The following is a 26,430-nucleotide window of genomic DNA, read 5'->3' on the forward strand; positions in this document are numbered from 1 at the left end:
ATGAATGTCGCAGTGGTGTTAGGAACGTCCAAATCGGATGGCAATACGCGTCGTTTGGTCAATGAGTTTGTTTACCAATCTGGCGCGGCTCTGTTTGATTTGTCTGAGCGCGAAATCTCATACTATGATTACGAGCACAAAAACCGTATGGACGATTTCTTGCCTCTAATCATCGAGTTAAGCGAGTTCGATCATATCGTGTTTGCCTCTCCCGTCTATTGGTATTCCATGTCAGCGCAGTTGAAGGTGTTCTTTGACCGACTCTCCGATTTGCTGACCATAGAGAAACAACTCGGCAGACGCCTAAAAGGCAAGTCCATCTCCATTTTATCGACTGGTTACAATACCGAGTTGCCGGAATGCTTTATTGAACCTTTTGTTCTCACGGCTAAGTACATGCATATGGAATTTAACGGCTGGACTTACGCAGCGATTCAGAGTGAAGTGGATCTCGCTGCGCTAGAGGCAGTGGCGGAAATGGCACTGCATAAAATTCATTAAGCAAGGAGCATCAATGAAGAAAACAGCGATCGTCACGGGTGGTTCAAAGGGCATTGGACTTGAAGTGGTTAAACGTCTCATCGAGCAAGGTGTTCAGGTCATTACGTGTTCACGGAACAAAGCGCATTGGTTGGAACAATGTGACGCGTTCCCAGCACTGCAAAGTGTCGACTATCTCGCGCTTGATATCTCTATTGAATCCCAACTTAGGGATTTTTTTGATTACGTTGAGCGTCAATACGGTCAACTTGATTTCGCCATCAACAATGCCTCTCCCGCGATTGGTTCGCTAGGCGAGTTTGGCAGTGTCGCACTGGATGATTTGAAAAACACATTGGATGTGGATTTTTGGTCACAAGCCTACTGTTTGAAGCGAGAAATTAGCCTGATGGGTTCTGGCGGCGCGATTGTGAATGTCAGCTCGGTCAATGGCATTAGACCTACGCCCAACGCGGCGATGTACAGCGCGGCGAAACACGCACTTGAAGGTTTAACGCGTTCTGTGGCGCTCGAAACGATCAGCAAAGGGATACGGATTAACGCGGTGGCACCAGGCGTGACGTGGACACCGCGTTGGCAAGAGAGAGAGCGTGAAGATCCGGGCATTCGAGAGCGAGTCAACGACGCCGTGCCATTAAAGCGTTTTGCACACACTGGTGAAGTGGTGGACGCCATTGAATTTTTGCTTTCAGATAAGGCAAGTTACATCGTTGGGCACACTTTGGTTGTCGACGGTGGTCTATCGCTCGCCTAATGGTTTTTTCCTGATTTTTCTCTAACTCCTAGTGTGACAGTTAAAAGAAATAGCGCGCTAGGACTCGCAATTTTCGTCACTATGTCTAAGCTCCTTTAAGGGCAGGACTGCGGTTTAGTTCGTTCCAGTGCTGCCTTTCTCCAACTCAATCACACCGAGAGACACAAGCTAAGTGTCCATTTTGCATGCTAGAAGTCAGTCAAATAAACGTAAATGAGTTAAGGACTAAGGAAATGTTTAACAACAAAATTTGCCTAGTGACAGGCGCAGCCCAAGGAATCGGCAAGGCAGTAGTGGAACGATTTGCCGAGCAGCACGCTCAAATGGTCTATGCGATCGACATGAATGAGCAAGCGTTACTCTCGGCATTTGAAGGCCGGACCAATGTAAAACCGATTGTGATGAATATTTGCGACCGCGCTGCGGTATTCGAGTTCATCGAGCAGGTAAAAGCGGACGTCAGCAGAATCGATGTATTGGTCAACAATGCGGGCATTACCCGAGACGCATTGATCGAGAAAATGACCGAAGATGAGTGGGACGCGGTAATAAACGTAAACCTAAAAGGTGTGTTTAATCTGACTCAGGCTGTTGCCCCGATCATGATGGAGAACAATTCAGGCTCTATCGTAACCATGTCTTCGGTTGTTGGAACCGATGGCAACATTGGCCAAAGCAATTATGCCGCAACCAAAGGCGGGGTGATTGCAATGACGAAAGGCTGGGCAAAAGAGTTTGCGCGAAAAGGCGCACAAGTTAGAGCGAACTGCGTAGCCCCTGGCTTTGTTCAAACCCCAATGACTGAAAACCTTCCAGAAAAAGTGTTGGACATGATGAAAGCGAAGACGCCGCTCGGTCGGATGGGAACGCCAGAAGACATCACCAATGGCGTAGAATTTCTTGCCAGTGACAAGGCCAGCTTTATCACCGGCCAAGTGCTTAAAATTGATGGCGGGCTGGTGTTGTAGTTTAGTTTGATAATTCGCTGTCATGGCATCGAATCCGTGACAGCGGCTTTTTAGCTCGATTTGAGAATGGCGTCCACCAGCTTGTTGAGTTCTGTTTTCACGGTGTCATTGAGTTCATAGCCGATGTTAATACGAAAACAATCGTTATAGAGTGCTAGCGTACTAAACAGATGACCAAGTCGAATATCGATATGTTGTTGTTCGATAAGCAATCGAAACTGATCAACGTCTAAATTTGGTACTTGCAACCAGAGCACCATTCCTCCCTTCGGGTCACTCATATTCACATGGCTCGGTAATCGTTCAGAGAGATAATTGACATACGCTTTTCGGAGCTGGAGTAGCCGATTTCTGCGCCGCTTGAGCTGTTTTGTGTAGTGTCCAGACTCAATAAAATCGGCCACTGCGAGCTGGATAGGCAGAGAAACACCGAAGCAAGAAGCGGTATGACGTTGAAGGTATCGGTCTGTATAGCAACCTGGAAGGCACCAACCTAACCGATAACTCGGAGAAAGACTCTTAGAGATGGAGCCACACCATAGAACATAGCCGCCTTGATCGTAATACTTAGCAGGAAGCGGCGTGTGATCAGCGTAAGAGAGTTCTAAGTAAACATCATCTTCAATAATCGGGGTTTGGTATTGGTTGGCGAGCCTTGCGAGGGTCTGTTTTTGTTGAGCGGACATAGTGATGCCTTGCGGGTTCATATGCGAAGTACAAAAAATGCCCGCTTTTACATTCCCATCTCGCAAATGGCCTTCAAGTTGAATTAGGTCTATCCCATCATCCAGTGAAGGGATTTCAACAATGTGTCTGCCCATTTGACCAAGCAAATCCAATATACCACTGAAACACGGAGAGCTAATAGCAACCGCATCACCGGCTTGAGTACATGCTTCAAGCGCAGCTTTGATTGCTGGCATACAGCCAGAGGTTACAACGAGTTCTTCTGGATTTAGGTGTAAGCCTAGTTTTGAGAAATGAGTACTTAGTGCATTTCGAAGCAGCGGCTCCCCTTGAGTATTTGGGTAGTGATTTAGCCGCTCTGTGAGTCGTTTGCTGGCGCGTCGAAAACTGCGTTCCAACTCATTTAACGCGATTTCATCAATACTCGTACTAGAAACGCCAAGTGGACCGTTGTGGTTGGAGTGAATCGAAAAGCTGTGGTTTACGGTTGATACCCTGCTGACAAAGCGGGCCCACTCAGGCGTATTGTGTTTGCTGGGTCTGGCACTGACGAAATAGCCAGCTTGGGGGCGAGCATAAATCCAACCTTGAGATTCAAGCTCTTGATAGCAACTCACTGCCGTAGACATACTGACCGCATGCTGCTTAGAGAGTTGGCGCAAAGAGGGCATACGGCTACCTTCGATGAGTTTTCCGCTTTCAATCTCGTGAACGAACTGGTTTGCGAGTGCTCTATAGATGCTCATAGTCATACTGTACTGGTTTTTATGTGAATAATTGTATCTGTACTGATAACTGTACCCGAGCAATACTAATTTTCAACAGAAAGGGAGGGCAGTTATGACAAGAAACGATTTATTGTTGGCTATTTTTGTAATGGCGATTTGGGGGTTTAACTTCTCAATGATAAAAATGGGGATTACAGATGTTCATCCGTTATTGGCGACGGCGGCACGTTTCACACTTGCAGTGATTCCCGCCATATTCTTCATTCGCAGACCCAGCGTGAAGTGGCGATACCTAATGAGTTATGGCGTTGTATTTGGCGTTGGCATCTGGGGAATGGCGTCTTGGTCAATCACCGCGGGGCTATCGTCTGGGATGTCATCGGTACTGCTATCATCTAATGCGCTGATCAGTATGGCTGTGGGCGTGTTTATTCATAAAGAAGCGGCTTCGAAACGAAAAGTCATGGGGGCAGTGACGGCCTTAGTCGCCTTGCTTGTTTTGGTCTCTGCTACCAATGGTAATGTCACGGTTCAAGGATTGCTCTTTATTGCAATTGCGGCGGGAAGTTGGACGGTCATGGGGATGATAGTCAAAGGGTCAAAGACCACCCAGGCATTCGCGTTCAATGTATGGGGAATGCTATTTGCTCCGATCCCATTGGTGTTATTTGCTATCAGTTTGTACGGTGCGGATATTGTGTTTGACGCTGTTCGTGTTTGGGATACGAAAACGACGGTCGCAGTGCTTTTTCAGGCTTACCCGACCACTTTGTTTGGTTACTGGATTTGGAACCGATTGTTGATCCGCTATCCATTGAGTACCACGGCCCCGTTGACTTTATTGGTGCCGGTGTTTGCGCTTGTTTCAGGCTATCTGATGTACGCAGAGCGACTTAGTAGCGCACAAGTTTTGGCTTGTGGGATGTTCCTTGTCGGCATCGGTTTGATTGTCAAGCCAGCTAAGGAGAAATGGCGCACTGGACCAAAGGTCAGCGTATCTTAGGTAATGTAAAAAGGGGCTGAATGTCAGCCCCTTTTGCTATTTGATAAACGCGAGATCAAACACGGTTGAGCGGTTTCGCCCAGTCTCTTTTGAGAAATAAAGCGCTTTGTCTGCATGCTCTAGCCAGTTCAAGTGGTTAGATTGATAAGGTGAGATTTCACAAATCCCCAAACTGATGGTGTACTTAACGTTGTGGCCTTCACATTCAACGATCGAGCTCTCGATCTTCTTACGTAAACGCTCGGTAAAGTAGAGTGCTTGGTTAGCGCATGTCCCCGGAAGCAGCACCGTGAACTCTTCGCCGCCATACCGGCCACAAACATCGGATGTGCGTGATGCCTTTCTTAGTTCATTCGCGGTGTGGCGAATCACGTGGTCACCGACGGTATGACCATAGGTGTCGTTAACGCGCTTAAAATGATCGATGTCGAAAATCACTAGAGAGGAGACCGCACCTGAAATTTTGCAGCTCTCATACTCCTTCATTAAACACGTTTCCCAATAGCGGCGGTTGAACAGTTGCGTTAAACCATCGGTTCGGCTCAGATCGGACAGTTTTTGATTGGAGTCCATCAAGTGGATTTTGTTTTTGGCGATATCAGTGACGTCATTGATCACTAAGCTCACATGTGACACCTCACCATTGACCGAGGTTAACGGTGAGAATGTGATGTTTTGACGCATCTCCCTTAACCCGTTTGAGATGGGGCTAAAGTTCTTAAACTTGAAGAGGTAAGGGCGATCTTCCCAGCAGGAAAAGCCGCGGCTGTTGAGTTTAAAAGAGGCGTCGACTTTTTTTCTTAGCCAAGATTCCGGTAGCCCCTCAATCACATCAAACAGAACTTTGCCGATGATTTTGTCGGCGCTAATACCGCTGTAGGATTGCATGAAGGAGTTCCACGCGTAAACACGGTACGCTTTATCTACAACGATAAGGCCAGCATCGAGATCGCCGATGATTTGCATTGTCCAATGGAAGTCACTGATTTCGGTTGCTTTCATAACACGCTCTTTAGAATCTGTTCGATGGCGTCAATGGAGTCATTGTCCATCAGGAAAATGACATCGCAGGCAATGTCGAGGTTTTCCGCCTTATAGACGAACTCGATGGTAAAAATATCTTCATCGTACCCCGCAAGAAACTGATTACAGGTCAATGACACTTGCAGCAGCTCTTTTTCAAGCACGATAGGTTGGCGTAAAGAGATGGCGATATCGAGTTGACGGCTAAACGACACTAAGAAAGACGAAACCAGTAGGTTGGAGATATCGAGAATGACTTCGTTGGTGCCGTTGCTGTCTTCACCCCCGAGGTTATCTAGCCCGCGCCCGTGCAAGCAGACGAGCGCTTCGCCATTGATGCCATTGCCCACAAAACGCTGAGATACCGCGCGATACTCAGAGTTATTGACAATGTCTTGGACGGTCATTTTCAGCTCTGACTGATGCAAAGACGCGACGTTTGGCAATGGCATTTCAATGAACTGGCCAACTTGTTCTGCAATCAAGGAAGCACTGGTCCCTAAGGCGATATTACTCATCTCGCGGATACTGCCCATCAAATCGACAGATTGGTGAATGCACTCTGGCGTTGCCATATTAAACGCCTGAAGTGGGATACCGTACTTTGAAAACAGTTGGGTAAGGTCAGAGGTACTGAAGGGTTTTTCGATAAAATCGAGGGCGCCCATTGCGCGGCATCGTTGTTTGGCTTCGCTCTGAATGTCACCAGACACGACGATCACTTTTGTCGGGTAACGGCTAACAGGGAGCGACGCGAGCACTTCAAAGCCATCCATTACTGGCATGGTGAGGTCAAGAAATAGGACATCGATGTCAGTTTCCACGAGCTGCTCTAAGGCTTCTTTACCATTTTCCGCTTGAAGAATGACGGTTTTAGCGGTTTGCCCGATTTTGCTGATGATAGCTTTGCGTGCGATCTTTGAGTCGTCGCAGACCAATATATTCATGAGGTGTATTTTAAGCCCAAGGGTGACGAAGGTTTTTTTATAGTTGTATAAAGCAAGAAACGATTATAGTGTGATGTTCGTGCCAAATACTCAGACTTAGTTAACACTTTTGAACGGGTTATATCACGAACTTTTTAATCGCTAGGGGTGATTTTTAGAGCCCCAACACAGAATCATCGTTTGATGTGATCTTGTAATGCTAATGCAACATTCGAGTTAGGTGAGCGGTTTAGATATTGTGTGACTCGCCAACCACTTAGCGCCACTTTGCGAAGGTCTACACCGGTATCAATGCCTAGCCCTTCACACAGATAAAGCACATCTTCTGTCGCTACGTTGCCTGACGCGCCTTTTGCATAGGGGCATCCGCCAAGCCCAGCCACGCTCGAATCGATAACATTCACCCCCATTTGCAATGCTTGATAGATGTTCGCCAAGGCTTGTCCCCACGTATTGTGGAAATGAACGGCGAGTTTTGATTGATCAACTTGGCGCATCACGGCATTCAGCATTTGGGCGACTTTTAGTGGTGTGCCTGTGCCTATCGTGTCACCCAGCGAGACTTCGTAGCAGCCCATGGAAATAAGTTGTTGGGCAATACTTGCGACTTGTTCAGGCTGAATTTTGCCTTCATAAGGACAGTCAATAATGCAGGAAAGGTAACCGCGCACAGCAATACCTTGCTGTGACGCTTTTTCGATAACGGGTTTAAATCGTTCTAGGCTTTCTTGAATCGAACAATTGATGTTTTTTTGGCTGAAGGACTCCGAGCAGGAAGCAAACACCGCGACTTGGTTCGCTTGAGCTTTCATCGCGGCATCAAAGCCGGTGATGTTGGGCGTAAGTGCCGCGTAGATGACGTCAGGGTTGCGTGTGATCTGTTTAAAGACCTCATCAGAATCGGCCATTTGCGGCACCCACTTCGGAGAGACAAACGATCCCACTTCGATGTGAGTGAGTCCGCTATTTGAAAGTTGGTTGATGAGCGCTACTTTCGCGTGAGTAGGGATGCTCGCTTCATTTTGTAAGCCATCCCTCGGGCCCACCTCAACAATTTTAACGCGCTTAGGCAGTGACAGGTGAGCCATTGGGTTACTCCTCATCTGGCCAAATGGGCGGACGTTTTTCGATAAAAGCGGCGAGTCCTTCTTGCCCTTGTCGTGAAACGCGCACATTGGCAATCATATCGCTGGTATAGCGAACCAGTTCGCGGTCGATGATTTTGTTGTCACAGTGATCAATGAGCTCTTTGGCGTGACGTAATGCAGCTGGGCTATTACGTAAAATCTGCGCTATGAAGCGATCAATACAGGCTTGTGCGTCGTCTTTGGTTGTGAGGTGGTGAACGATGTGCAGTTCTTGCGCGGTTTTTGCGTCGATGGTTTCTGCTGTCAGCATGTATCGCCTAGCTTGTCTAACGCCAATACTTCGAATCACATAAGGCGCAATCGTTGCGGGGACTAATCCCAGCTTAACTTCACTCAAGCAAAATCGAGCGTGATGATCAGCAATGGCGATGTCGCTGCAACAGATAAGACCTAAAGCACCGCCAAACGCCCAGCCATGAACGTAGACGATGGTAGGGTGGGGAAACTGATCCAATATAGACATTAACTTGGCGAGCGTTTGCGCATCTTCGACGTTGGCCTCATGCGATTGCTCCGCCATTTGTTTCATCCAGTTTAAATCCGCACCCGCGGAGAAGTGTTCGCCATTCCCTTTAAGCAACAAACAGCGCACATCAGGATGATTGGCGAGATAATCAAGGGCAAGAATTAACTCGTGAATCAATTGATCGCCAAACGCATTGTGTTTATCGAGGCGGTTAAGGCTCAGCGTTGCGACGCCGTTTTGATCAATCTCATACTGTAAATCGCTACTCAGCGTAATGTCCATTGTACCGTTCCTTTGTATTACATCCTGAAAATCCCAAACTCGCTATCTGGAATCGGCGCATTAAGGGCGATTTTTAACGCGCGGGACAGCACGTTCCGAGTCTCTTTTGGATCGATGATGCCGTCATCCCAAAGTCTAGCACTTGCGTAATAAGGCGAGCCTTCGGTTTCGTATTGATTGATGATCTTCTTTCTGAACTCGGATTCAGCGTCTGGTGACCAGTCACCATTTTGCCTTGTGATGGCCTCGCGTTTGACTTGAGTCAGCACGCCTGCCGCTTGCTCTCCACCCATCACAGAAATTCGTGCATTGGGCCACATCCACATCATGGTGGGTTCGTAAGCGCGACCACACATGCCATAGTTTCCAGCTCCGTACGAGCCGCCCACGATGACTGTAAACTTAGGCACATCGGCGCACGCCACGGCCATCACTAACTTGGCTCCGTGTTTGGCGATGCCGCCTTCTTCGACCTTTTTACCGACCATAAAACCGGTCACATTTTGTAAAAACAGCAAAGGAATCTTGCGTTTGGCGCACAGCTCAATAAAGTGCGCCCCTTTTTGCGCCGATTCTGAAAACAAGATGCCATTGTTGGCAACAATTCCAATCAGTTGACCGTCAATTCGGGCAAATCCACACACAAGGGTGGGTCCAAATAGCGCTTTGAATTCGTCAAAATCGGAATCATCGATGATCCTCGCAATCACTTCACGAATATCAAACGAGAGGCGCAAATCGGCGTTTACAATGCCATACAACTGTTCGGCTGGATAACGCGGTGCAACCGATGGTGTGTGGTTGTAGTCGACGGGCGTTAGGTGGCAATTGTTAATGGCTTGACGCGCGAGACTCATTGCATGTTGCTCATTTTCGGCGTAGTAATCTGCAACGCCCGATTTTCGGCAGTGCACATCTGCGCCGCCTAGTTCTTCGTCGGTGACCACCTCTCCAGTGGCGGCTTTCACTAAAGGGGGACCAGCGAGAAAGATGGTCCCTTGTTGTTTGACGATGATCGACACATCGGCCATTGCCGGAATGTAGGCGCCACCAGCGGTACAAAGACCGAGCACGACCGATATCTGCGGGATACCCAATGCCGACATGCGTGCTTGGTTGTAAAAGATGCGCCCAAAATGCTGTTTATCTGCAAAGACATCCGCTTGGTGAGGCAGATTGGCACCACCGGAATCCACCAAGTAAACGCAGGGTAGGTGACATCGCTGGGCGATCTCTTGGGCGCGAAGGTGCTTTTTAACGGTCAGCGGGTAATAGGTTCCTCCTTTGACGGAAGGATCGTTGGCGATAATCATGCACTCCACGCCATTCACTTTTCCTATGCCAGCCACCGCGCCCGCGCACGGTATTGGTTCTTCATACACTTGCCATGCAGCGAAAAGTCCGACTTCGAGAAAATCACTGTTGTCGTCTAAAAGCATGGCAATACGTTCTCGAACGGGATGTTTCCCCTTTGAACGTTGCCTTTCAATTGCCTTGGTACCGCCGCCTTGTTTGATGAGCTCTATGTTGCTTTTAAGCGTATCGACGAGTGCAGTCATCGCTTGATGGTTTTTTACATAGAGCGGTGCGTCAGGTTTAATCTTGCTTGTGATTACCGTCATTGAATGCCCTCAGCGTGATTCTTCAAACAGTTCGCGGCCAATGAGCATACGTCTTATCTCAGACGTACCCGCGCCAATTTCATACAGCTTAGCGTCACGTAATAAACGCCCAGCGGGAAACTCATTGATGTAGCCATTGCCGCCAAGCAGTTGTATTGCGTCTAAGGCGAGTTGGGTGGCCAGCTCTGCGCTATACAAAATCACACCAGCGGCATCTTTACGTGTCGCTTCCCCTCTATCGCAGGCGGCAGCAACGGTGTACACGTAACTTCTTGCTGCGTTAGTTTGGGTGTACATATCGGCAACTTTGGCTTGCACCAGTTGGAACTCGCCAATGGCTTTGCCAAACTGCTTTCGCTCATGTACGTAAGGGAGCACTAAGTCTAAGCACGCTTGCATGATGCCCAAAGGTCCGCCCGCAAGGACGACACGTTCGTAATCTAATCCGCTCATCAGCACGTGAACGCCTTTGTTGACTTCACCAAGGACATTTTCAACCGGGACAAGGCAATCGTTGAACACAAGCTCGCAGGTGTTTGAACCTCGCATACCCAGTTTGTCGAGTTTCTGCGCATGACTAAAACCTGAGAACGCTCGTTCGACGATAAAAGCGGTGATGCCGTGTGAACCAGCGGATGAATCGGTTTTGGCATAAACGATGATTACGTCGGCATCGGGGCCATTGGTGATCCACATTTTGTTGCCGCTGAGTCGATAATGGTCTCCATTTAACGTCGCTTTAAGCTGCATGCTGACCACATCGGAACCGGCGTTTGGTTCGCTCATCGCCAATGCGCCAATCGCAGAACCATCAATGAGTTTGGGTAGGTATTTGGCTTTTTGTTCTTGGGTGCCGTTGCGAAAAATTTGATTCACGCAAAGGTTGGAATGAGCCCCATAGCTCAATGCAACTGAGGCGGAAGCACGGCTGATCTCTTCCATTGCAACCACATGAGCCAAGTAGCCCATGCCAGCGCCGCCAAATGACTCGGACGTGGTGATGCCAAGTAGCCCCATGTCACCGAGCAGCGGCCACAAATGATTGGGGAACTGATTGTCTTTGTCTATTTGATCCGCGATAGGCGCGATATGTTGGTCAGCAAATGCGCCAACATGGTCACGTAACATGTCGATGGTTTCGCCCAGTCCGAAGTTGAGCGGGTGGTATGGAGATAACATAGCGCCTCCCAGTTGCACCTAAAGATGCAAAAAGAAGCGCTAAGTTACTTAAGGTTGCTAGCTTTGACTTAGGGCTTCTTCACATCGTTGACGAGCTGCATTTAAGTCTTCAAGAACTACGGTAATGTCTTCAAGTTGACGCTTAAGCACAGCTTCCTTTTCATCAATAATCTTGAGCATTTTGGTCAGCTGAGTATCTTCTTGGTGAGTATCATACAGCGCAAATAGCTCTTTGATCTCGGCCAGAGAGAAGCCCAGTCGTTTACCACGAAGAATCAGTTTTAGGCGGATTTTATCCCTACGCTGGTAGAGTCGCATTGTGCCTTTACGTTCGGGCTCGATAAGCCCCACATCCTCATAAAAGCGAATGCTTCGAGTGGTAATACCAAACTCTTTTGCCAGCTCACTAATCTTAAATCTTTCCACCTGTCTTTATTCTCCAACTGCCTAGGAATAGATTGTAAAAAATGCGTTTCTTTACGTTTACGTAAATGTTAGTGCTATGCTTACGTAAACGTCAAGAAATTCCATGGAGTGGGGGACACAATGGGAGATACCGATATCTGGATTGTTGCGGCGAAGCGGACACCGATGGGGTGCTTTCAAGGAGCCTTATCAAGTTTTTCCTCTCCACAGCTTGGCGCCATGGCGATAGAGAGCTCAGTTGAAGCCGCTGGCATTGCAAGTGACCTAATCGACGAAGTCTTTATGGGCTGTGTGTTGCAAGCTGGTTGTGGTCAAGCGCCCGCAAGACAAGCGGCGTTAGGGGCTAGTTTAAGTGAATCAACACCATCAACGACGGTAAATAAAGTATGTGGCTCAGGCATGAAGGCCGCGATGTTGGCAAACGATCTTATCAAATTGGGCTCGATCCAATGTGCGGTCGCGGGCGGAATGGAAAGCATGACTAACGCGCCCTATTTGCTAAAAGATCAGCGTGGTGGTGCGAGAATGGGGCACAAAACAACGTTCGACCATATGTTTTTAGATGGCCTGCAAGATGCCTATCAAGGCGAGTTAATGGGCGTTTATGGACAACAGATTGCCGACAAGTTGAAGTTCACCCGCGAAGAGATGGATGCGTGGGCGACCAACTCGATTCACCGAGCTAGAAGCGCAGATGAACAAGGGTTGTTTGTTGATGAGCTTTGTTCGCTCACATTGAGCTCTGGTGAAAAGCTCGAGCGTGATGAACAGCCTCACCGCGTTGACCCTGGCAAAATCCCCAAACTAAAACCTGCTTTCGATAAACAAGGTACGGTGACCGCTGCGAACTCGAGTGCAATTTCCGATGGCGCCGCTGCTTTGATCTTAATGTCTCCGACACTGGCAAAGCAGCAAAAACTTAAGCCACTCGCCGTCATCAAAGGTCATTCAACACATGCCAGAGCCCCTGAAGAGTTCACGTTAGCGCCGGTGTTTGCCATCGAAACCTTGTTATCGACGCTTGATTGGAGTGTCGATGAGGTTGACCTATGGGAGATCAACGAAGCATTTGCGGTGGTTACCCAAATTGCGGTCAAACAGCTTGGTCTTGATCCCGATAAAGTCAACATCAAAGGGGGCGCCTGCGCACTTGGTCACCCGATTGGTGCCAGTGGCGCCAGAATTCTCGTCACCTTGATCCACAGCTTAAGACAGCTACAGGCGATAGGGACGGATGGGGATACGGAAAATAAAAAAGTGGTGCGAGGTATTGCTTCTCTGTGTATCGGCGGAGGTGAAGCCACTGCTATGGCAATAGAAATTCCACTTGAGTGAAAAAGGATACCACTATGACACAGTCAGTTACGCTTTATATCGATGGTGAGTTCTGTCAATCGCAATCCAATGAATGGATTGATGTGACTAACCCCGCAACCAATGCCGTGATTGCCAAGTTACCAAAGGCAACAGACGCAGAAATAGCGCGCGCGATCGAGAGTGCAAGCCATGCTTTTCATCAGTGGAAAGAGGTGGCGGTTTCTGAGCGAGCCAGAGTCATGCTCCGCTACCAACATTTACTCAAGGAGCACCACGACGATTTGGCTGAGTTATTGTCTCAAGAAACAGGGAAAATCCTTCTGGATGCCAAAGGGGACGTGTGGCGCGGGATAGAAGTGGTCGAGCAAGCCGCAAACATCGCCAGCAATATGATGGGAGAAACGGTTGAAAATGTTGCGACCGACATTGATAGCTACTCGTTAATTCAGCCCCTCGGCGTCTGCTGTGGCATTACACCGTTTAATTTTCCTGCGATGATCCCATTGTGGATGTTTCCGTTGGCCATTGCTGCGGGTAATACCTTTGTCCTTAAACCTTCAGAGCAAGTGCCATTAACATCAATCCGTTTAGCTGAGCTTTTTGAGCAAGCGGGCGCACCGAAAGGCGTGTTGCAAATCGTCCATGGTGACAAACATCAAGTGGACACGCTTCTAGCCCATCCAGATATCCGAACCGTATCTTTCGTCGGGTCGGTCTCGGTAGCGGAATACATCTATCACACCGGAACCCTGCACAATAAACGAGTCCAAGCCTTTGCCGGTGCCAAAAATCATATGGTGATCATGCCCGATGCTAACAAGAATCAAGTGGTCAGCAATTTAGTTGGGGCATCGGTTGGCGCGGCGGGGCAACGGTGCATGGCGATTTCCGTCGCGGTGTTTGTGGGTGAATCCAAACAATGGATTGCTGAGCTCAAAGACGAAATGGCGAAGATGAAGCCAGGGGCATGGGATGATGAATCCGCTGCTTACGGGCCTTTGATAAGCAAAGCGGCGAAAGAGCGAGTGATACGACTGATTGATGAAGGCAAAGCGCAAGGTGCCATTTGTGAGTTGGATGGTAGTGATTGCGCGGTAAGCGGCTTGCCTGACGGAAATTGGGTGGGGCCGACGCTGTTTAGCGGTGCGACGACCGATATGTCTATCTACCAGCAAGAAATTTTTGGTCCTGTTTTGGTGTGCCTTGAAGTGGATTCACTGGATGATGCCATTGCGCTCATCAATCGAAACCCATACGGCAATGGCACCTCGATATTTACTTCAAGCGGCGGCGCGGCGCGTAAGTTTCAACACGATATCCAAGTTGGGCAGGTGGGCATCAATGTCCCGATTCCCGTGCCGTTACCCTTCTTTTCATTCACGGGTTGGCGAGGCAGTTTCTACGGCGATTTGCACGCTTATGGCAAGCAAGCAGTGCGATTTTATACCGAAACCAAAACGGTGACCGCGCGTTGGTTCGATGACGACATTCCCACTGGCCCCAACTTAACCATTCAATTGAAATAGGAGCGGCAGATGGACTTTGAACTGAATGAAGAACAACGAGCGTTTGCCGATACCGCGGCACAATTTGCCGAGCAACGTTTAATGCCAAATGCCGCCAAATGGGATAGCGAGCAAATCTTTCCTAAAGAGGTTCTGAGCGAAGCGGGCGAGCTGGGTTTTTTAAGCCTGTACACGCCAGAAGAGCAAGGCGGTTTGGGCTTGAGCCGTTTAGATGCCTCTATCGTATTCGAGCAGCTTGCGATGGGCTGCACGTCAACCACAGCCTACATGACCATTCACAATATGGTCAGTTGGATGGTGGCAAGTTTTGCAATCGATGCAGTAAAACAGCGCTATTGCGACAAACTGGTCACTGGTGAATGGTTAGGATCTTACTGCTTAACCGAGCCAAACGCAGGCTCCGATGCCGCCTCTTTGACAACCAGTGCCACCAAGCAAGGTGATCGCTATATATTGAACGGGGCCAAAGCATTTATCTCGGGTGCGGGTGATACCGACGTATTGGTTGTTATGGCAAGGACCAGCGACGACGGGGCAAAGGGCGTTTCGGCATTTGTGGTTCCCGCAAGTGCCGAAGGGATAAGCTACGGACGAAAAGAGCCAAAAATGGGGTGGAACAGCCAGCCAACACGCTCAGTCTCCTTTGATGGTGTGGTCATTCCTGACGATCATCGACTTGGCGCAGAAGGCAAAGGGTTCACCTTTGCCATGAAAGGATTGGATGGGGGGCGGATTAACATTGCGACCTGTTCTATTGGGACTGCCCAGCAAGCACTGAATCAGGCGACGCAGTACATTCAAGAACGCAAGCAGTTCGGTAAACGGATTGCTGATTTTCAATCTATTCAATTTCGACTGGCTGACATGGCGACAGAATTGGTGGCTGCGAGACAATTAGTGCGTTTGGCTGCGTGTAAGCTCGATCAAAACTCCTCAGACGCGACGGCGTACTGCGCCATGGCAAAACGCTACGCCACCGACATTGGTTTTAAAGTGTGCGACCAAGCGCTGCAGCTTTTTGGTGGCTATGGCTACATTCAAGAATACCCAATGGAGCGCTATTTTCGCGATGTTAGGGTGCATCAAATTCTCGAAGGTACCAATGAGATCATGCGTTTGATCATTTCAAGACGATTGTTAGCGCAAGGCGGGCAGCTACTGTAAAGGACAACCACTATGACCAACGCAATCGAACACACAGTGTCTGATCATATTGCCGTGATCACGATGAACAATCCGCCCGCCAATACATGGACAGAGCAAAGCCTGATGCAACTAACCCAATTGGTGTTGAGCTTAAATGAAGAGCGCGATGTCTATGCGCTAGTACTAGTGGGGCAAGGCGAAAAATTCTTCTCTGCGGGCGCTGACCTTAACCTGTTTGCATCAGGAGATAAAGCCGTCGCGTTTAAGATGGCAAAAGCCTTTGGGGAAGCATTCGAAACCCTATCTCAATTTCGCGGCGTGTCGATAGCGGCTATCAACGGTTACGCCATGGGAGGCGGGTTAGAAGTCGCGTTGGCTTGCGACATACGCATCGCAGAAACGCAAGCCAAGCTCGCGCTGCCTGAGGCGAAAGTGGGCTTACTGCCGTGCGCTGGAGGGACGCAGAATCTAACGGCTTTAGTGGGTGAAGGTTGGGCTAAGCGGATGATTCTCTGCGGCGAACAGATCGATGCGCAAATGGCGGAAAAAATTGGGCTGGTTGAACAAGTGGTTGCAAAAGGTGATGCGCTAAATCAAGCCATTGAACTTGCGAAACAAGTCGCCAATCAATCACCCTCATCGGTGGCGGCGTGTAAAACGCTGATCCAGACAACACGGTTCCAAACGCGAGACTACGGTTTAGCAAAAGAGAGGGAGCTGTTTATGGCTCTTTTCGATACGGATGATCAACAAGAAGGGGTGAACGCATTTCTTGAAAAGCGTGCACCTGAATGGAAAAACCAATAAGGGGGCAATATGACCGATACTGTCCATTTTAATCTACTGCCTTGCAGTGACAGTCAACACAAAATCGCCGTTGCCACGCTCGACAACGCCCCTTCATTAAACGCGTTAACCGCCAACATGCTCACCTTGTTAATGACTCAATTAGCGTTGTGGCAAGAAGACGATGACATCATTTGTGTCGTGCTGGAAGGTGCCGGAGAAAAGGCTTTTTGTGCGGGTGGCGATGTAAAATCGATGCATGAAGTAATGCGTGACAACACCAATGATGAGATTCGTCGAGTGTGTGGTGATTTCTTTACTATCGAGTATCAATGTGACTACCTAATTCACACCTACTGCAAACCGATCATCGCATGGGGAAACGGAATTGTGATGGGTGGAGGCATGGGGCTGTTTATGGGCTCGAGCCATAAAGTCGTCACGCCCAATTCTAAGCTCGCAATGCCAGAAATCAGCATTGGCTTATACCCTGATGTTGGCGGAACATGGTTCTTGAATCGGTTGGATGACGGGATAGGCCTGTTTCTTGGACTCACCGGTTCCATGCTCAATGCGACTGATGCCGTTGACGTCCATTTGGCAGACTTTATGGCGCTTCCGGAACATAAAGCCAGCTTAATCGAACAACTCCAAGTGGCCGACTGGGAATGCGTGGACGACGCCTATGAAGTCGTGACCGAGTTGTTGGAAACATTTGCTCAAGAGGCGCATCACGAATCACCTAAACCTCAGCTACTTCCCTTTTACCCGCATATTCAGCAAGCCTGCCATCAGGACAGCTTACTTCAAGTGGTTGATGCCATTGACGCGATAGAGGGTGAAAGCCAGTGGTTAGCGCGCGCGAAATCAAATCTCTCCACAGGCAGCCCGATCAGTGCCCATATTTGCTACCGTCAATTGACCGCTTGCCATGACCTTTCATTGGCAGATTGTTTTCGCTTAGAGCTGACGTTGTCAGTGTGTTGCTGCCTAGTAGGCGAGTTTCAAGAGGGCGTGAGAGCACGATTGGTCGATAAGGATGGCTCCCCAAACTGGAAGTATAAAAGCCTCGCTGCTGTAGACGATAAGCTCATTGATGAAATGTTTACCTCCCTGTGGACACCAGAGTCACACCCTCTTGCACAGTTAGGGCATTACTAGTCAGTTGACTCTCAAAACAAAAGGACACTGTTATGACAACCATCGCGTTTATCGGACTTGGCAATATGGGCGCACCCATGGCACTGAATTTAGTGAAAGCAGGGTGCAGGGTGCAAGTATTTGACTTGGTAGAGCAATCGGTAGAGCAAGTGGCGTCACAAGGCGCTGTCGCGGCAAACTCAATCGAAGAAGCACTAAGCGGTGCAAACGCCGTGGTAACCATGTTACCCGCGGGGGAGCATGTTCGCGCGGTCTATCTCGGTGACCACCAAGGCAATAAAGGACTCATTGATACCGTTGCTCCAAATACTCTGTTAATCGATTCCTCCACCATCGATCCAGATTCGGTCCGTTTGGTTGCCTCGTACGCGCAGAGCAAAGGGTTAGAGTTTGTCGATGCGCCGGTCTCTGGAGGCGTTGCGGGGGCAGCTGCGGGGTCACTGACCTTTATCGTTGGTGGCAGCGATAAAGCGTTTGATAAAGCAGAGCAAGTGCTAAAACACATGGGCAAAAACATTTTCCATGCTGGCAAGGCAGGCGATGGTCAGATGGGAAAAATCTGTAACAACCTGATGCTGGGTATATTAATGTCGGGGACCTGTGAGGCGTTAAACCTAGGCATTGAAAACGGTTTGGATCCAAACGTCTTATCACAAATTATGCTGCAAAGTTCGGGGCGAAATTGGGCACTTGAGCTTTATAACCCATGTCCGGATGTGATGGAGACAGCGCCAGCCAGCAATGGTTACCAACCCGGATTTATGACCAAACTGATGCTCAAAGATCTGGGCTTAGGGCTTGATACGGCGGCAAAAAGCCAAACCTCGGTGCCGATGGGATCGCTCGCTCGAAACCTATTCGCTTTTCACAATGCTAATGGCAACGCGGAAAAAGACTTTTCTAGCTTGTTTGAGTTTTACCAAAACAAAAATAAGTGAGGTCAACGATGGACTTAAAGCAGAGTGTAATTGCGATAACAGGGGCAGGTAGAGGATTGGGCCAGATGATGGCAATCACTTTGGCTCACGCCGGCGCGGAGTTAGCCCTACTTGATATGGATGAATCTTCTCTGGAAGAGACCAAGCAACAATGCAATATGTTGGGCGTGAAAGCGCTGTGTTATTGCGTGGATGTCACATCGGAAGAAGAAGTTGAACGCGTTTTTAATGACATTGTGGATGATTTTGGCCAGTTAGACGGACTCATCAATAATGCAGGGATCCTACGTGACGGCTTACTTGTCAAAGTGAAAGATGGCGTAGTCAGCAAAATGTCGTTGGAGCAGTTCAATTCAGTGATTAGCGTTAATCTGACCGGGACGTTTTTGTGTGGCAGAGAGGCAGCGTGTCAGATGGTCAGATTACAACGACCGGGCGTCATTATTAATATTTCGAGTGTTGCGAGGGCAGGCAACATTGGCCAAACCAATTACGCGGCGTCCAAAGCTGCGGTAGCGACACTTGCGGCAACTTGGGGCAAAGAGTTAGCAAGGTACGGCATACGCTCAGTTGCCATTGCCCCAGGCGTGATAGAAACGGAAATGACTCGCCAAATGAAACCCGAAGCCAAACAAAGGTTGGAGCAGGCCATACCACTTCGCCGCTTGGGCTTGGCCAATGAAATCGCCAGTACGGTTCAATTTGTTCTTGAAAATGATTACGTCAATGCGCGAACCATTGAGATAGACGGTGGAATTTCATTTTAGTCTGTCCAGTAACGGGTATCCACAGATACGTTGACAGACTTTTTTTCCCAATTTTTCGTAAAGTCCCCAAAGCGTGCTTACAATTATATCACTAAGTGCATAAATATATGTGACGTCAGATGGCAGTTTCCTCTAATTCGATAAGCGGATATGGACTTTCCGCGAGAGGTCATTGTTATGAAAATTGCCACCAAAATAGTAACGGCATCAACCATTCTGTGTACGCTGGCGGTTGTTGCCACGGGCGTGATAGTAGGTTGGCGCTCCTCGGTTTTATCAGAAGACGCACTATATAACCGCGCTACTGAGCAGCTAATCTCTGTTCGTGAAATAAAGAAAAATGAGATTGAACTCTATTTCGAACAGATTCGTGGTCAATTGATCACAACAGCACACTCGGTAGGTGTACAAGACGCCATTACCGAGTTTTCTCGAGCGTTTGCTCAGTATCCGACCGAGTCAGTGACACAGCGCGATCACTCTGCATTAGAACGTTACTATCAGAGCCAGTTTGGTGCGACGTATCGAGCGTCAAACAGCGGCCGTTCTGCCAATGAAATGCAAAAACTTTCGATGATTTCTCCTCTTGGAAAGGCGTTGCAAGCAAGATACATAGGTAGCAACCCAAATCCACTCGGTGATAAGCATCAATTGATGGCTGACAGTTTGGGCAATCGTTACGATGAGGTTCACGCAAAATATCACCCAAGTATCAAAGGGTTTCTAGAGCAGTTTGGCTATTACGATATTTTTCTAGTTAACCCAAACGGGGACGTCGTTTATTCAGTGTTTAAAGAGCTGGATTACGCCACCAACTTATTGACTGGCCCTTATGCGGGCAGCGGGATTGCAAAAGCCTTTAGTCAGGCACTTTCAATGAGTGATGGCCAGTTCCACCTTGAAGACTTCGCGCCTTACTATCCTTCTTATCAAGCTGCGGCTTCTTTTATCTCTTCACCGATCAAACAGGGTTCAACAACCTTAGGTGTGCTGATATTCCAGATGCCAGTGGACGAAATCAACAACATCATGACTTTCAACGGCAACTGGAGTAATGCGGGTTTGGGGGAAAGTGGTGAAAGTTATCTTGTTGGCCCTGATGGGCTTTTGAGAAGCGAATCGAGATTTCTCATGGAAGATGCCGATAATTACTATAAAACGATGCTGAATTCAGGGGTATCAAACACCATTATTGAGCAAATCAAGGGCAAAGGATCTGCGATTGGTCGCCAGCCTGTGACCACATCTACCTCAAAATCGGCGTTGCGTGGGCAAAGTGGTTCGGACGTTGTAGTTGATTACCGTGGTGAGGACGTTTTGTCAGCTTACGCGCCAGTCAATGCGGCGGGATTGAGCTGGGGGATCGTGACAGAGATTGATAAACACGAGGCGCTCAAAGATGTAGATAGCTTAATCAATGCAATGATCTTTACCGTCTTGAGCAGCATCGTGGTCATTGTGCTTATTGCAATTGTCATCTCTTACTTCTTAGGTAGAAGTATCGCTTGGCCTATCAAGTTGGCGAGCGAGCGTATTCATCAAATTAGCGAAAACAATGATCTTACCCAGCGACTCGAAGTGGCGGGTAAAGATGAGATGACTGAGCTCGCTCTAAGTTTGAACGGGTTATTCAAACACCTACAGCAAATCATTGGCAAATTTGCACAAGCGACTGATGACTTAAACAGCAATACCAACAGCATGGCGGGTAACATGAACAGTACCCGTGCAGCTGTCGATGACCAAAATCATCGAACCGAGTCGGTGGCTACGGCTGTTAATGAGATGAGCGCCTCAATTGCTGAGGTGGCGCAGTTTGCAACCCGAGCAGCAGAGTTTGTCAAAAACGCCAATGACGCAGGCAGCCAAGGTGTCAATATTGGACGAAGTTTGGGCGTGGAAATCTCTCAGTTGAATCAGCAAATGCAAACTGCGGTTGAAGCGATCGGACGCTTACATAATGAGACTAACTCAATCGCAGAGGTGCTCGATGTGATTCAAGGCATTGCCGAGCAAACGAACTTGCTGGCACTCAATGCAGCGATTGAGGCGGCTAGGGCTGGTGAGCAAGGGCGCGGTTTTGCTGTGGTAGCTGACGAAGTCCGTTCATTGGCGGGGCGTACTCAGTCATCGACAGAAGAAATCCGAGAAAAGATTGAGTCACTTCAACGCGAAACCAATGAGGTTTCGAAGAGTATTGAGAATGCAAACATCACGGTATCGAAAGGCGTCGCGACGTGTGATGAGAACACAGACATGTTGGAGCAAATCGTCACGATGTTGATTGAACTTAATGAGATGAATGTTCAAATCGCTGCCGCGACCGAAGAGCAGCGCGCTGTAACGGATGAGATTAGCGGCAGTATCACATCCATAGCGGATGCATCTTCCGCGGTGTCAGTTCAGGTGAACGACGTAGATGATGTGTTGCAAGGGCTCTCTTCTCAAGCTGAAGAGCTCAATCAGGATGTTACCCAGTTCAAATATTAATCCAATTGTAACCGCGGCTACTTTGCATGCGCCTAGATCAGCGAAGTAGCCTCGGCTCATCTTGAATTCCTTTCTTTATAGAGTAGGGTTAACCTACCTATTGTCTGACGACAAATTAGCGCTTTTTATCTGGTAATCAATCGCATAGACTGACCTCTTTATAATATCTATGGAGAGAGTCCAAATGGAATTGAATGCCTTTATTGAAAAACTAAACCAGCAGCCTGAGCAAGTTGAATTTGAACAAACGATCGCGGTAATCGACGCTTACTACGATTTCGTTCCAACCTCGTTTACTAACGGGAGTACCCGCAATGATGCTGGGCAAAACAACGGTTCGTGTAAGATTTTTGCTTTCGGCAAACTGAATGGATTGGATAAGGCAAGTACGCTGGCTTGTTTTGGTCGTTTTTATCGACAAGACGTGCTGGAAAACCCAGATGGCGAAGATCACGCCAATATTCGTAACTTTATTCAGTCAGGCTGGGATGGTGTTCACTTTAACGGTGAGGCATTAATAGCAAAATAAGCGTATCGATTTCGACTTTCTGGAGAGCGAACAATGACGAACAACGAACTAGAAAAATACCTTGATACCTTTATGTGCGCGGAGTCGAGCTTCCCATTTGGGCCAGATGCGTTGGTATTTAAGGTCAAAGGTAAGATGTTCGCCATTTTGGCGCAAAGAGAAGGGCGAGAGTACGTGACTGTAAAGGTCAAACCTGAAGATGGAGAAGTACTCACCGATCAGTTTGCGGATATCACACCGGGTTACCACACCAATAAGCGCCACTGGGTGACCGTTTATTATCCTGGTGATGTTGAAGACGGCTTGATTCACGATCTTTGCGAGCGTTCTTATGAGCTTGTGGTGAGTAAACTACCTAAAGCACAGCGAGAATTATTGCGGGGCGGAGCGATCGGAAGTGTTTAAAAATCGCCTGATTAGATCAAACAAACAGCTATTTGATGTAATTGTCGGCAAACAAACAAAAATATGAGATTTTTGTTTGACTCTCAGAGCTCAATCCGTAAAGTATGCAGCGAACGCAACGGTGGGTAACCTAAAGCGTTGAAAGGAAAGGGCGCCTTGGCAGAGTGGCTATGCAGCGGATTGCAAATCCGTGGACCTCGGTTCGACTCCGGGAGGCGCCTCCATTCTTTATCATATTTTAGATGGTGTTTATTGTTCTAAACGGCATCACAAAGCGATTTGTGTGCCCTGGTGGTGGAATTGGTAGACACAAGGGATTTAAAATCCCTCGGCGTTCGCGCTGTGCCGGTTCAAGTCCGGCCCGGGGCACCATCTTAAATTACTCGAGAGAGTGCAAAAATAATGGCGCCTTGGCAGAGTGGCTATGCAGCGGATTGCAAATCCGTGGACCTCGGTTCGACTCCGGGAGGCGCCTCCATTATTTTGAAGCCCTGACAGCAATGTCGGGGCTTTTTTATGTCTGTAGCTTGGTCAAAAAAATGCCCAGTCAAAAGACTGGGCATTGCTGATCAATAGCTATTCATAATGATGAGTTGCGTATCATCAATGACATAAGTTTGGTAGCCATCGCCTGACACATCCAGTTCATTGTAAATACTATTGTTACTTCCTGACGCGTCACCGCTGTAACGCTGTGAGCCATCCGACTTGAAGATCCATATATCTTTGTCACCATAGTAGTTATTTGTGGTGGCATGAACTTCGTTGTTCTCACCCATTGCTGAGCCAGCGGCGTATCCGTCGGTGGTAAATACCTGCGTAACCTGCATGCTATCGACATCAAGACTGAGCAGCGAGGAGCCAACCGGGTAGACCACGCTACCATCTTTGTTGATGGCCAAACCGCTAGCGAACGAATCTGTACCGTGTGGCGCTGTAGCGATATGCTCCACTTTGACATCATCGCGATAGCTGTTGTACGTCAGTTCATAACAGTGCAATAGGTACGGCGATAGACCAGATTCGGCAGCACAGAAGCGGTTACCAAATTGGCTTGATGCAACAATGTCATAGCCTTGATACCAAGCAACGGCTGATACCCAGTGAGCGTCACCACGTACATTTAGGCGTGTACCGGTATTGGCGTGATAAATGTTCCCACGAGCGCCAACAATCAGTGGTACGCCTGAAGGTTCGGTAATTGTAAACGTCTCTGCGAGCCCATCATTACCTGACCAGATCGTATGTAGGTTAAATGTCGTCAGGTCAAAGACAGCGATACTGTTGCCATCCAAACCACTGTATAACCATCTTCCGTCCTCACTCACTTTAATGTCACCAAACTGGTGCGTTCCGCCAGGTGATAGCCCCGCAACGTATTTTTGCGTATGGCTATGATAAACACTGATTTCAGCAGAATCGGCGGTTCCATCGTTAAGGTAGATGTAAGGTCTAACTGGGTCAGCCGCTACATTGATTGCTTTTTGGGGTATCACTTGCTTTTCGACTGGGTCGGTATCGCCAACCCAAAGGCTGACACGAATGCTATTGCTGTTGGCAATACTCGTGTCATTTGGTACGACGACAACTTCCGCTTCATGCAGCTGATTGGTCGCTAAACCGCGAGCATCCGCAGTAAGCTGCAACTTATCAGCCGTGGTACCAGAGGTTGTCACCGTCAGCCAAGGAGCTTCTGTTGACGCTTTCCAAAGCGTGTTGGTAAAGCCGTAGGTGTCTAGGATATCGATGTCAGCAGTAAGACGTTGTTTGGTTGCAAACTTAGTCAAGGCAACACCGCGATCAGGCACAACAAGCGCACGACGAGACGCAAGCACGTTCACGTCAAATTGTTTGTTGATTGTGTGTTCACCAACCTGAGCAGAAGCCGTTGCGGTAAAGGTGTTAAGGCCTTCCTTCACACTCTCAATCGAGGTCAAGTTCACATCAAGTGTTTTTGCCGTGCTCGAAGCGTAAATGTTGGAGGAATGCAGACCTTCAGGCAGTGACACTGTTACTGGATGAATGCGATCACCTGTCGATAAGCTTACGTCGAGGCTGGTTGAAATGGGTTCAAACCCATCTGAGATGTCGAGTGTGACGCTATTATTACTCAGCGTTAACTCTGGTAAAGCAAACTCAGCGGAGACTTGGATTTGCGAGTCTGTGCCTTCCGTTTTGTCGCGCAACGTTATAGTCGTTGAGTAGGATCCAGGCGTGAGCTTGTAGTCGATAATGGAAAGCTCGACAGTGGTGTCACCGGTGCCCATTCTTTCACTAATCGAGAGCCAGCTAGCGGTGTCTAGTAACAGCCACTCTATGTTAGTTCCGGTAATTGAAAGCTGTTTAACCTCTTTCATTGAAGAACCAATGGTGTGGGACAAGGTAGTACTTGTGAGGTTTGCCTTGAGTTTATCGTGGCGAGTCGGATCGAGTGGGTAGTGATCGTTGACATCCAATACGCCATCGTTGTCATCATCGGTATCATCGTTGTTGCTGATACCATCGCCATCTGTGTCTACAACTGGCTCAGTAGGCTCAGTAGGCTCAGTAGGTTCAGTAGGATCTGTTGGTTCGGTAGGTTCCGTTGGCTCTGTTGGTTCCGTAGGCTCTGAAGGATCAGTTGGCTCCGATGGCTCAGTGGGTTCGGTTGGCTCTGTGACAGGCGCGGTGAAGTTTGTGAGCTCAAGGGTTTGACCGCCTTGAACGCGGCGAACAATACCAACATTGTCGGCGAACCACAGGTCTACTTGCCAAGGAATTTCAAAGAAGTAGCCGTCGATGGTAGAGCTAATGTATAAGTCTACGGTTACGTGAGTAGCATCAAAAGTACCGAAGGGAACGGTAATCGTCTCAGTCCCATTGATGGTTGTCGAACCATAAACATTGATGGGGTTGTTTCCGTATGTCGGTTGAATGTTGGCTGTACCAGAAGTGGCAACACTTTGCAGCGATCGAGCTGAACTCTCAACTAACTGCATAGAATCATCGAATCGGAAATCAATACTAAAAGTGCCGACGCCAGAAACATAAGTGGAAGGCGAATAGAAACCAGCAAACGAGACACTTTCTTCTGTGGCAATAAAGTACTCTTTACCGCCAGTTGGATAGTTGATGACTTGCGCGGTTTTTCCGCCTATTTGGGTGGTCGTTGCGTACGTACTTTCGCTACTGTTGTCGTAGTACCACTTGGTGTCACTGGTGGTTGGTAGATAGCTATTGGGAGAGTTAGGCGCGATGGTTTGAGGTTTGTTGCCACCATTACTGCTGCCACCTCCGCCGCCACCACCACACGCAGATAGTGTCAAAGCACAGGCTAATATAAGCCCATGATGCAATGTTTTTATTGAGGTCGAACCTCGTCGGCTCCGTGCCGAACAATTAAGCCAGTTCAAACGATTTCTCCTGAAAAATCAAAATCGTCTAAGTTTATAATTTGCTCAATTATATTGGTTAGGATTGATGGGCAATTTCGACTGACTTGGCATATTTCTCATCAATATTTCAGTTGGCTGTGAAGTGTTTCTCAAATGATTGTTTTTGATGTCTAAATAGAATTCTAACTCTACCTTAACCTCATGTTTTACAAATGGAAATATTTCTAAGAGCAAAAATATTAACAAGGGGGGAAATC

The 26,430-nt window shown here is 48.3% G+C and carries 23 protein-coding genes and 3 tRNA genes; 17 read left to right on the plus strand and 9 right to left on the minus strand.

Going from position 1 to position 26,430, the window contains the following annotated elements; genetic code table 11:
- From RJ47_RS00330 to RJ47_RS00340, 3 genes are all read left to right on the plus strand, one after another.
- Nucleotides 1-501, plus strand: a complete 501-nt coding sequence (locus RJ47_RS00330; RefSeq protein WP_005471279.1) for a flavodoxin family protein — start codon at nucleotides 1-3, stop codon at nucleotides 499-501.
- Between the two features lie 13 nt (nucleotides 502-514).
- Nucleotides 515-1,255, plus strand: coding sequence for an SDR family NAD(P)-dependent oxidoreductase (locus RJ47_RS00335; protein ID WP_039480321.1), 741 nt, complete (start codon nucleotides 515-517; stop codon nucleotides 1,253-1,255).
- A gap of 233 nt (nucleotides 1,256-1,488) precedes the next feature.
- The gene (locus RJ47_RS00340) at nucleotides 1,489-2,223 is read left to right on the plus strand and encodes a beta-ketoacyl-ACP reductase (protein ID WP_039480324.1); all 735 of its coding nucleotides are present in this window, start codon (nucleotides 1,489-1,491) and stop codon (nucleotides 2,221-2,223) included.
- A gap of 50 nt (nucleotides 2,224-2,273) precedes the next feature.
- Here the strand turns inward: RJ47_RS00340 and RJ47_RS00345 are convergent, their stop codons facing one another.
- Nucleotides 2,274-3,656, minus strand: a complete 1,383-nt coding sequence (locus RJ47_RS00345) for a PLP-dependent aminotransferase family protein (RefSeq protein WP_156143288.1) — start codon at nucleotides 3,654-3,656, stop codon at nucleotides 2,274-2,276.
- A 94-nt stretch (nucleotides 3,657-3,750) separates the two neighbouring features.
- On the opposite strand from RJ47_RS00345, the gene RJ47_RS00350 reads away from it, so the two are divergent.
- Entirely contained in the window at nucleotides 3,751-4,641 is an 891-nt protein-coding gene (locus RJ47_RS00350) for an EamA family transporter (RefSeq protein WP_039480326.1), read from the plus strand.
- 36 nt (nucleotides 4,642-4,677) lie between these two features.
- Here RJ47_RS00350 and RJ47_RS00355 read toward each other — a convergent pair whose 3' ends face one another.
- The 7 genes from RJ47_RS00355 to RJ47_RS00385 form a co-directional block, all read right to left on the minus strand.
- On the minus strand, nucleotides 4,678-5,643 hold the full coding sequence (locus RJ47_RS00355; RefSeq protein WP_038193382.1) for a sensor domain-containing diguanylate cyclase: 966 nt from the start codon (nucleotides 5,641-5,643) through the stop codon (nucleotides 4,678-4,680).
- Entirely contained in the window at nucleotides 5,640-6,611 is a 972-nt protein-coding gene (locus RJ47_RS00360; RefSeq protein WP_039480329.1) for a response regulator, read from the minus strand. The genes RJ47_RS00355 and RJ47_RS00360 overlap by 4 nt, the downstream gene beginning before the upstream one ends.
- A 173-nt stretch (nucleotides 6,612-6,784) precedes the next feature.
- On the minus strand, nucleotides 6,785-7,690 hold the full coding sequence (locus RJ47_RS00365) for a hydroxymethylglutaryl-CoA lyase (RefSeq protein ID WP_197058123.1): 906 nt from the start codon (nucleotides 7,688-7,690) through the stop codon (nucleotides 6,785-6,787).
- Between the two features lie 13 nt (nucleotides 7,691-7,703).
- The gene (locus RJ47_RS00370; RefSeq protein ID WP_039480337.1) at nucleotides 7,704-8,507 is read right to left on the minus strand and encodes an enoyl-CoA hydratase-related protein; all 804 of its coding nucleotides are present in this window, start codon (nucleotides 8,505-8,507) and stop codon (nucleotides 7,704-7,706) included.
- A 17-nt stretch (nucleotides 8,508-8,524) separates the two neighbouring features.
- Entirely contained in the window at nucleotides 8,525-10,129 is a 1,605-nt protein-coding gene (locus tag RJ47_RS00375) for a carboxyl transferase domain-containing protein (RefSeq protein ID WP_039480344.1), read from the minus strand.
- A gap of 9 nt (nucleotides 10,130-10,138) precedes the next feature.
- Nucleotides 10,139-11,308, minus strand: a complete 1,170-nt coding sequence (locus RJ47_RS00380) for an isovaleryl-CoA dehydrogenase (RefSeq protein WP_039480348.1) — start codon at nucleotides 11,306-11,308, stop codon at nucleotides 10,139-10,141.
- Nucleotides 11,309-11,365: 57 nt separating this feature from the next.
- On the minus strand, nucleotides 11,366-11,734 hold the full coding sequence (locus RJ47_RS00385) for a MerR family transcriptional regulator (RefSeq protein WP_005471363.1): 369 nt from the start codon (nucleotides 11,732-11,734) through the stop codon (nucleotides 11,366-11,368).
- A gap of 120 nt (nucleotides 11,735-11,854) precedes the next feature.
- On the opposite strand from RJ47_RS00385, the gene RJ47_RS00390 reads away from it, so the two are divergent.
- The 13 genes from RJ47_RS00390 (at nucleotide 11,855) to RJ47_RS00450 (ending at nucleotide 23,277) form a co-directional block, all read left to right on the plus strand.
- Nucleotides 11,855-13,069 carry a thiolase family protein gene (locus tag RJ47_RS00390; protein WP_039480350.1) on the plus strand — a complete coding sequence of 405 codons (1,215 nt, stop codon included), beginning with the start codon at nucleotides 11,855-11,857 and terminating at the stop codon, nucleotides 13,067-13,069.
- A 14-nt stretch (nucleotides 13,070-13,083) separates the two neighbouring features.
- Nucleotides 13,084-14,577 carry a CoA-acylating methylmalonate-semialdehyde dehydrogenase gene (locus RJ47_RS00395; RefSeq protein WP_039480353.1) on the plus strand — a complete coding sequence of 498 codons (1,494 nt, stop codon included), beginning with the start codon at nucleotides 13,084-13,086 and terminating at the stop codon, nucleotides 14,575-14,577.
- Between the two features lie 9 nt (nucleotides 14,578-14,586).
- Complete coding sequence (locus RJ47_RS00400; protein WP_039480356.1) at nucleotides 14,587-15,741, plus strand: acyl-CoA dehydrogenase family protein; 1,155 nt, start codon at nucleotides 14,587-14,589, stop codon at nucleotides 15,739-15,741.
- A 12-nt stretch (nucleotides 15,742-15,753) separates the two neighbouring features.
- A complete protein-coding gene (locus RJ47_RS00405) occupies nucleotides 15,754-16,530 on the plus strand; it encodes an enoyl-CoA hydratase (protein WP_039480359.1) in 777 nt (258 codons plus the stop codon).
- A 9-nt stretch (nucleotides 16,531-16,539) separates the two neighbouring features.
- A complete protein-coding gene (locus RJ47_RS00410) occupies nucleotides 16,540-17,670 on the plus strand; it encodes an enoyl-CoA hydratase/isomerase family protein (RefSeq protein WP_039480362.1) in 1,131 nt (376 codons plus the stop codon).
- Between the two features lie 32 nt (nucleotides 17,671-17,702).
- Nucleotides 17,703-18,608 (plus strand): 3-hydroxyisobutyrate dehydrogenase, encoded by a 906-nt coding sequence (gene mmsB, locus RJ47_RS00415; protein WP_039480364.1) that lies wholly within the window; start codon nucleotides 17,703-17,705, stop codon nucleotides 18,606-18,608.
- A gap of 8 nt (nucleotides 18,609-18,616) precedes the next feature.
- Entirely contained in the window at nucleotides 18,617-19,375 is a 759-nt protein-coding gene (locus RJ47_RS00420) for an SDR family oxidoreductase (protein WP_039480366.1), read from the plus strand.
- A 177-nt stretch (nucleotides 19,376-19,552) separates the two neighbouring features.
- A complete protein-coding gene (locus RJ47_RS00425) occupies nucleotides 19,553-21,865 on the plus strand; it encodes a methyl-accepting chemotaxis protein (RefSeq protein ID WP_039481597.1) in 2,313 nt (770 codons plus the stop codon).
- Nucleotides 21,866-22,049: 184 nt separating this feature from the next.
- A complete protein-coding gene (locus RJ47_RS00430) occupies nucleotides 22,050-22,394 on the plus strand; it encodes a HopJ type III effector protein (protein WP_038193356.1) in 345 nt (114 codons plus the stop codon).
- A 33-nt stretch (nucleotides 22,395-22,427) separates the two neighbouring features.
- Nucleotides 22,428-22,799, plus strand: coding sequence for an MmcQ/YjbR family DNA-binding protein (locus RJ47_RS00435; RefSeq protein WP_039480369.1), 372 nt, complete (start codon nucleotides 22,428-22,430; stop codon nucleotides 22,797-22,799).
- A 150-nt stretch (nucleotides 22,800-22,949) separates the two neighbouring features.
- Nucleotides 22,950-23,023, plus strand: a tRNA-Cys gene (locus RJ47_RS00440).
- A 61-nt stretch (nucleotides 23,024-23,084) separates the two neighbouring features.
- A tRNA-Leu gene (locus RJ47_RS00445) sits at nucleotides 23,085-23,171 on the plus strand.
- Nucleotides 23,172-23,203: 32 nt separating this feature from the next.
- Nucleotides 23,204-23,277, plus strand: a tRNA-Cys gene (locus RJ47_RS00450).
- A 91-nt stretch (nucleotides 23,278-23,368) separates the two neighbouring features.
- On the opposite strand, the gene RJ47_RS00455 is transcribed toward RJ47_RS00450, so the two are convergent.
- Nucleotides 23,369-26,104, minus strand: coding sequence for a hypothetical protein (locus RJ47_RS00455; RefSeq protein ID WP_039481600.1), 2,736 nt, complete (start codon nucleotides 26,102-26,104; stop codon nucleotides 23,369-23,371).
- Nucleotides 26,105-26,430: the final 326 nt, after the last annotated feature.

It is taken from the genome of Vibrio sinaloensis, assembly GCF_000808535.1.
Taxonomy (GTDB): Bacteria; Pseudomonadota; Gammaproteobacteria; order Enterobacterales; family Vibrionaceae; genus Vibrio; species Vibrio sinaloensis_D.

What these genes read in the sequence shown, in the direction of transcription:
- RJ47_RS00375 (WP_039480344.1), bottom strand. Translation starts at nt 10,129, where the DNA reads ATGACGGTAATCACAAGCAAGATTAAACCTGACGCACCGCTCTATGTA.
- RJ47_RS00330 (WP_005471279.1), top strand. Translation starts at nt 1, where the DNA reads ATGAATGTCGCAGTGGTGTTAGGAACGTCCAAATCGGATGGCAATACG.
- RJ47_RS00360 (WP_039480329.1), bottom strand. Translation starts at nt 6,611, where the DNA reads ATGAATATATTGGTCTGCGACGACTCAAAGATCGCACGCAAAGCTATC.
- RJ47_RS00355 (WP_038193382.1), bottom strand. Translation starts at nt 5,643, where the DNA reads ATGAAAGCAACCGAAATCAGTGACTTCCATTGGACAATGCAAATCATC.
- RJ47_RS00405 (WP_039480359.1), top strand. Translation starts at nt 15,754, where the DNA reads ATGACCAACGCAATCGAACACACAGTGTCTGATCATATTGCCGTGATC.
- RJ47_RS00420 (WP_039480366.1), top strand. Translation starts at nt 18,617, where the DNA reads ATGGACTTAAAGCAGAGTGTAATTGCGATAACAGGGGCAGGTAGAGGA.
- RJ47_RS00410 (WP_039480362.1), top strand. Translation starts at nt 16,540, where the DNA reads ATGACCGATACTGTCCATTTTAATCTACTGCCTTGCAGTGACAGTCAA.
- RJ47_RS00345 (WP_156143288.1), bottom strand. Translation starts at nt 3,656, where the DNA reads ATGAGCATCTATAGAGCACTCGCAAACCAGTTCGTTCACGAGATTGAA.
- RJ47_RS00340 (WP_039480324.1), top strand. Translation starts at nt 1,489, where the DNA reads ATGTTTAACAACAAAATTTGCCTAGTGACAGGCGCAGCCCAAGGAATC.
- RJ47_RS00380 (WP_039480348.1), bottom strand. Translation starts at nt 11,308, where the DNA reads ATGTTATCTCCATACCACCCGCTCAACTTCGGACTGGGCGAAACCATC.
- RJ47_RS00430 (WP_038193356.1), top strand. Translation starts at nt 22,050, where the DNA reads ATGGAATTGAATGCCTTTATTGAAAAACTAAACCAGCAGCCTGAGCAA.
- RJ47_RS00370 (WP_039480337.1), bottom strand. Translation starts at nt 8,507, where the DNA reads ATGGACATTACGCTGAGTAGCGATTTACAGTATGAGATTGATCAAAAC.
- RJ47_RS00395 (WP_039480353.1), top strand. Translation starts at nt 13,084, where the DNA reads ATGACACAGTCAGTTACGCTTTATATCGATGGTGAGTTCTGTCAATCG.
- RJ47_RS00400 (WP_039480356.1), top strand. Translation starts at nt 14,587, where the DNA reads ATGGACTTTGAACTGAATGAAGAACAACGAGCGTTTGCCGATACCGCG.
- mmsB (WP_039480364.1), top strand. Translation starts at nt 17,703, where the DNA reads ATGACAACCATCGCGTTTATCGGACTTGGCAATATGGGCGCACCCATG.
- RJ47_RS00335 (WP_039480321.1), top strand. Translation starts at nt 515, where the DNA reads ATGAAGAAAACAGCGATCGTCACGGGTGGTTCAAAGGGCATTGGACTT.
- RJ47_RS00350 (WP_039480326.1), top strand. Translation starts at nt 3,751, where the DNA reads ATGACAAGAAACGATTTATTGTTGGCTATTTTTGTAATGGCGATTTGG.
- RJ47_RS00390 (WP_039480350.1), top strand. Translation starts at nt 11,855, where the DNA reads ATGGGAGATACCGATATCTGGATTGTTGCGGCGAAGCGGACACCGATG.
- RJ47_RS00435 (WP_039480369.1), top strand. Translation starts at nt 22,428, where the DNA reads ATGACGAACAACGAACTAGAAAAATACCTTGATACCTTTATGTGCGCG.
- RJ47_RS00425 (WP_039481597.1), top strand. Translation starts at nt 19,553, where the DNA reads ATGAAAATTGCCACCAAAATAGTAACGGCATCAACCATTCTGTGTACG.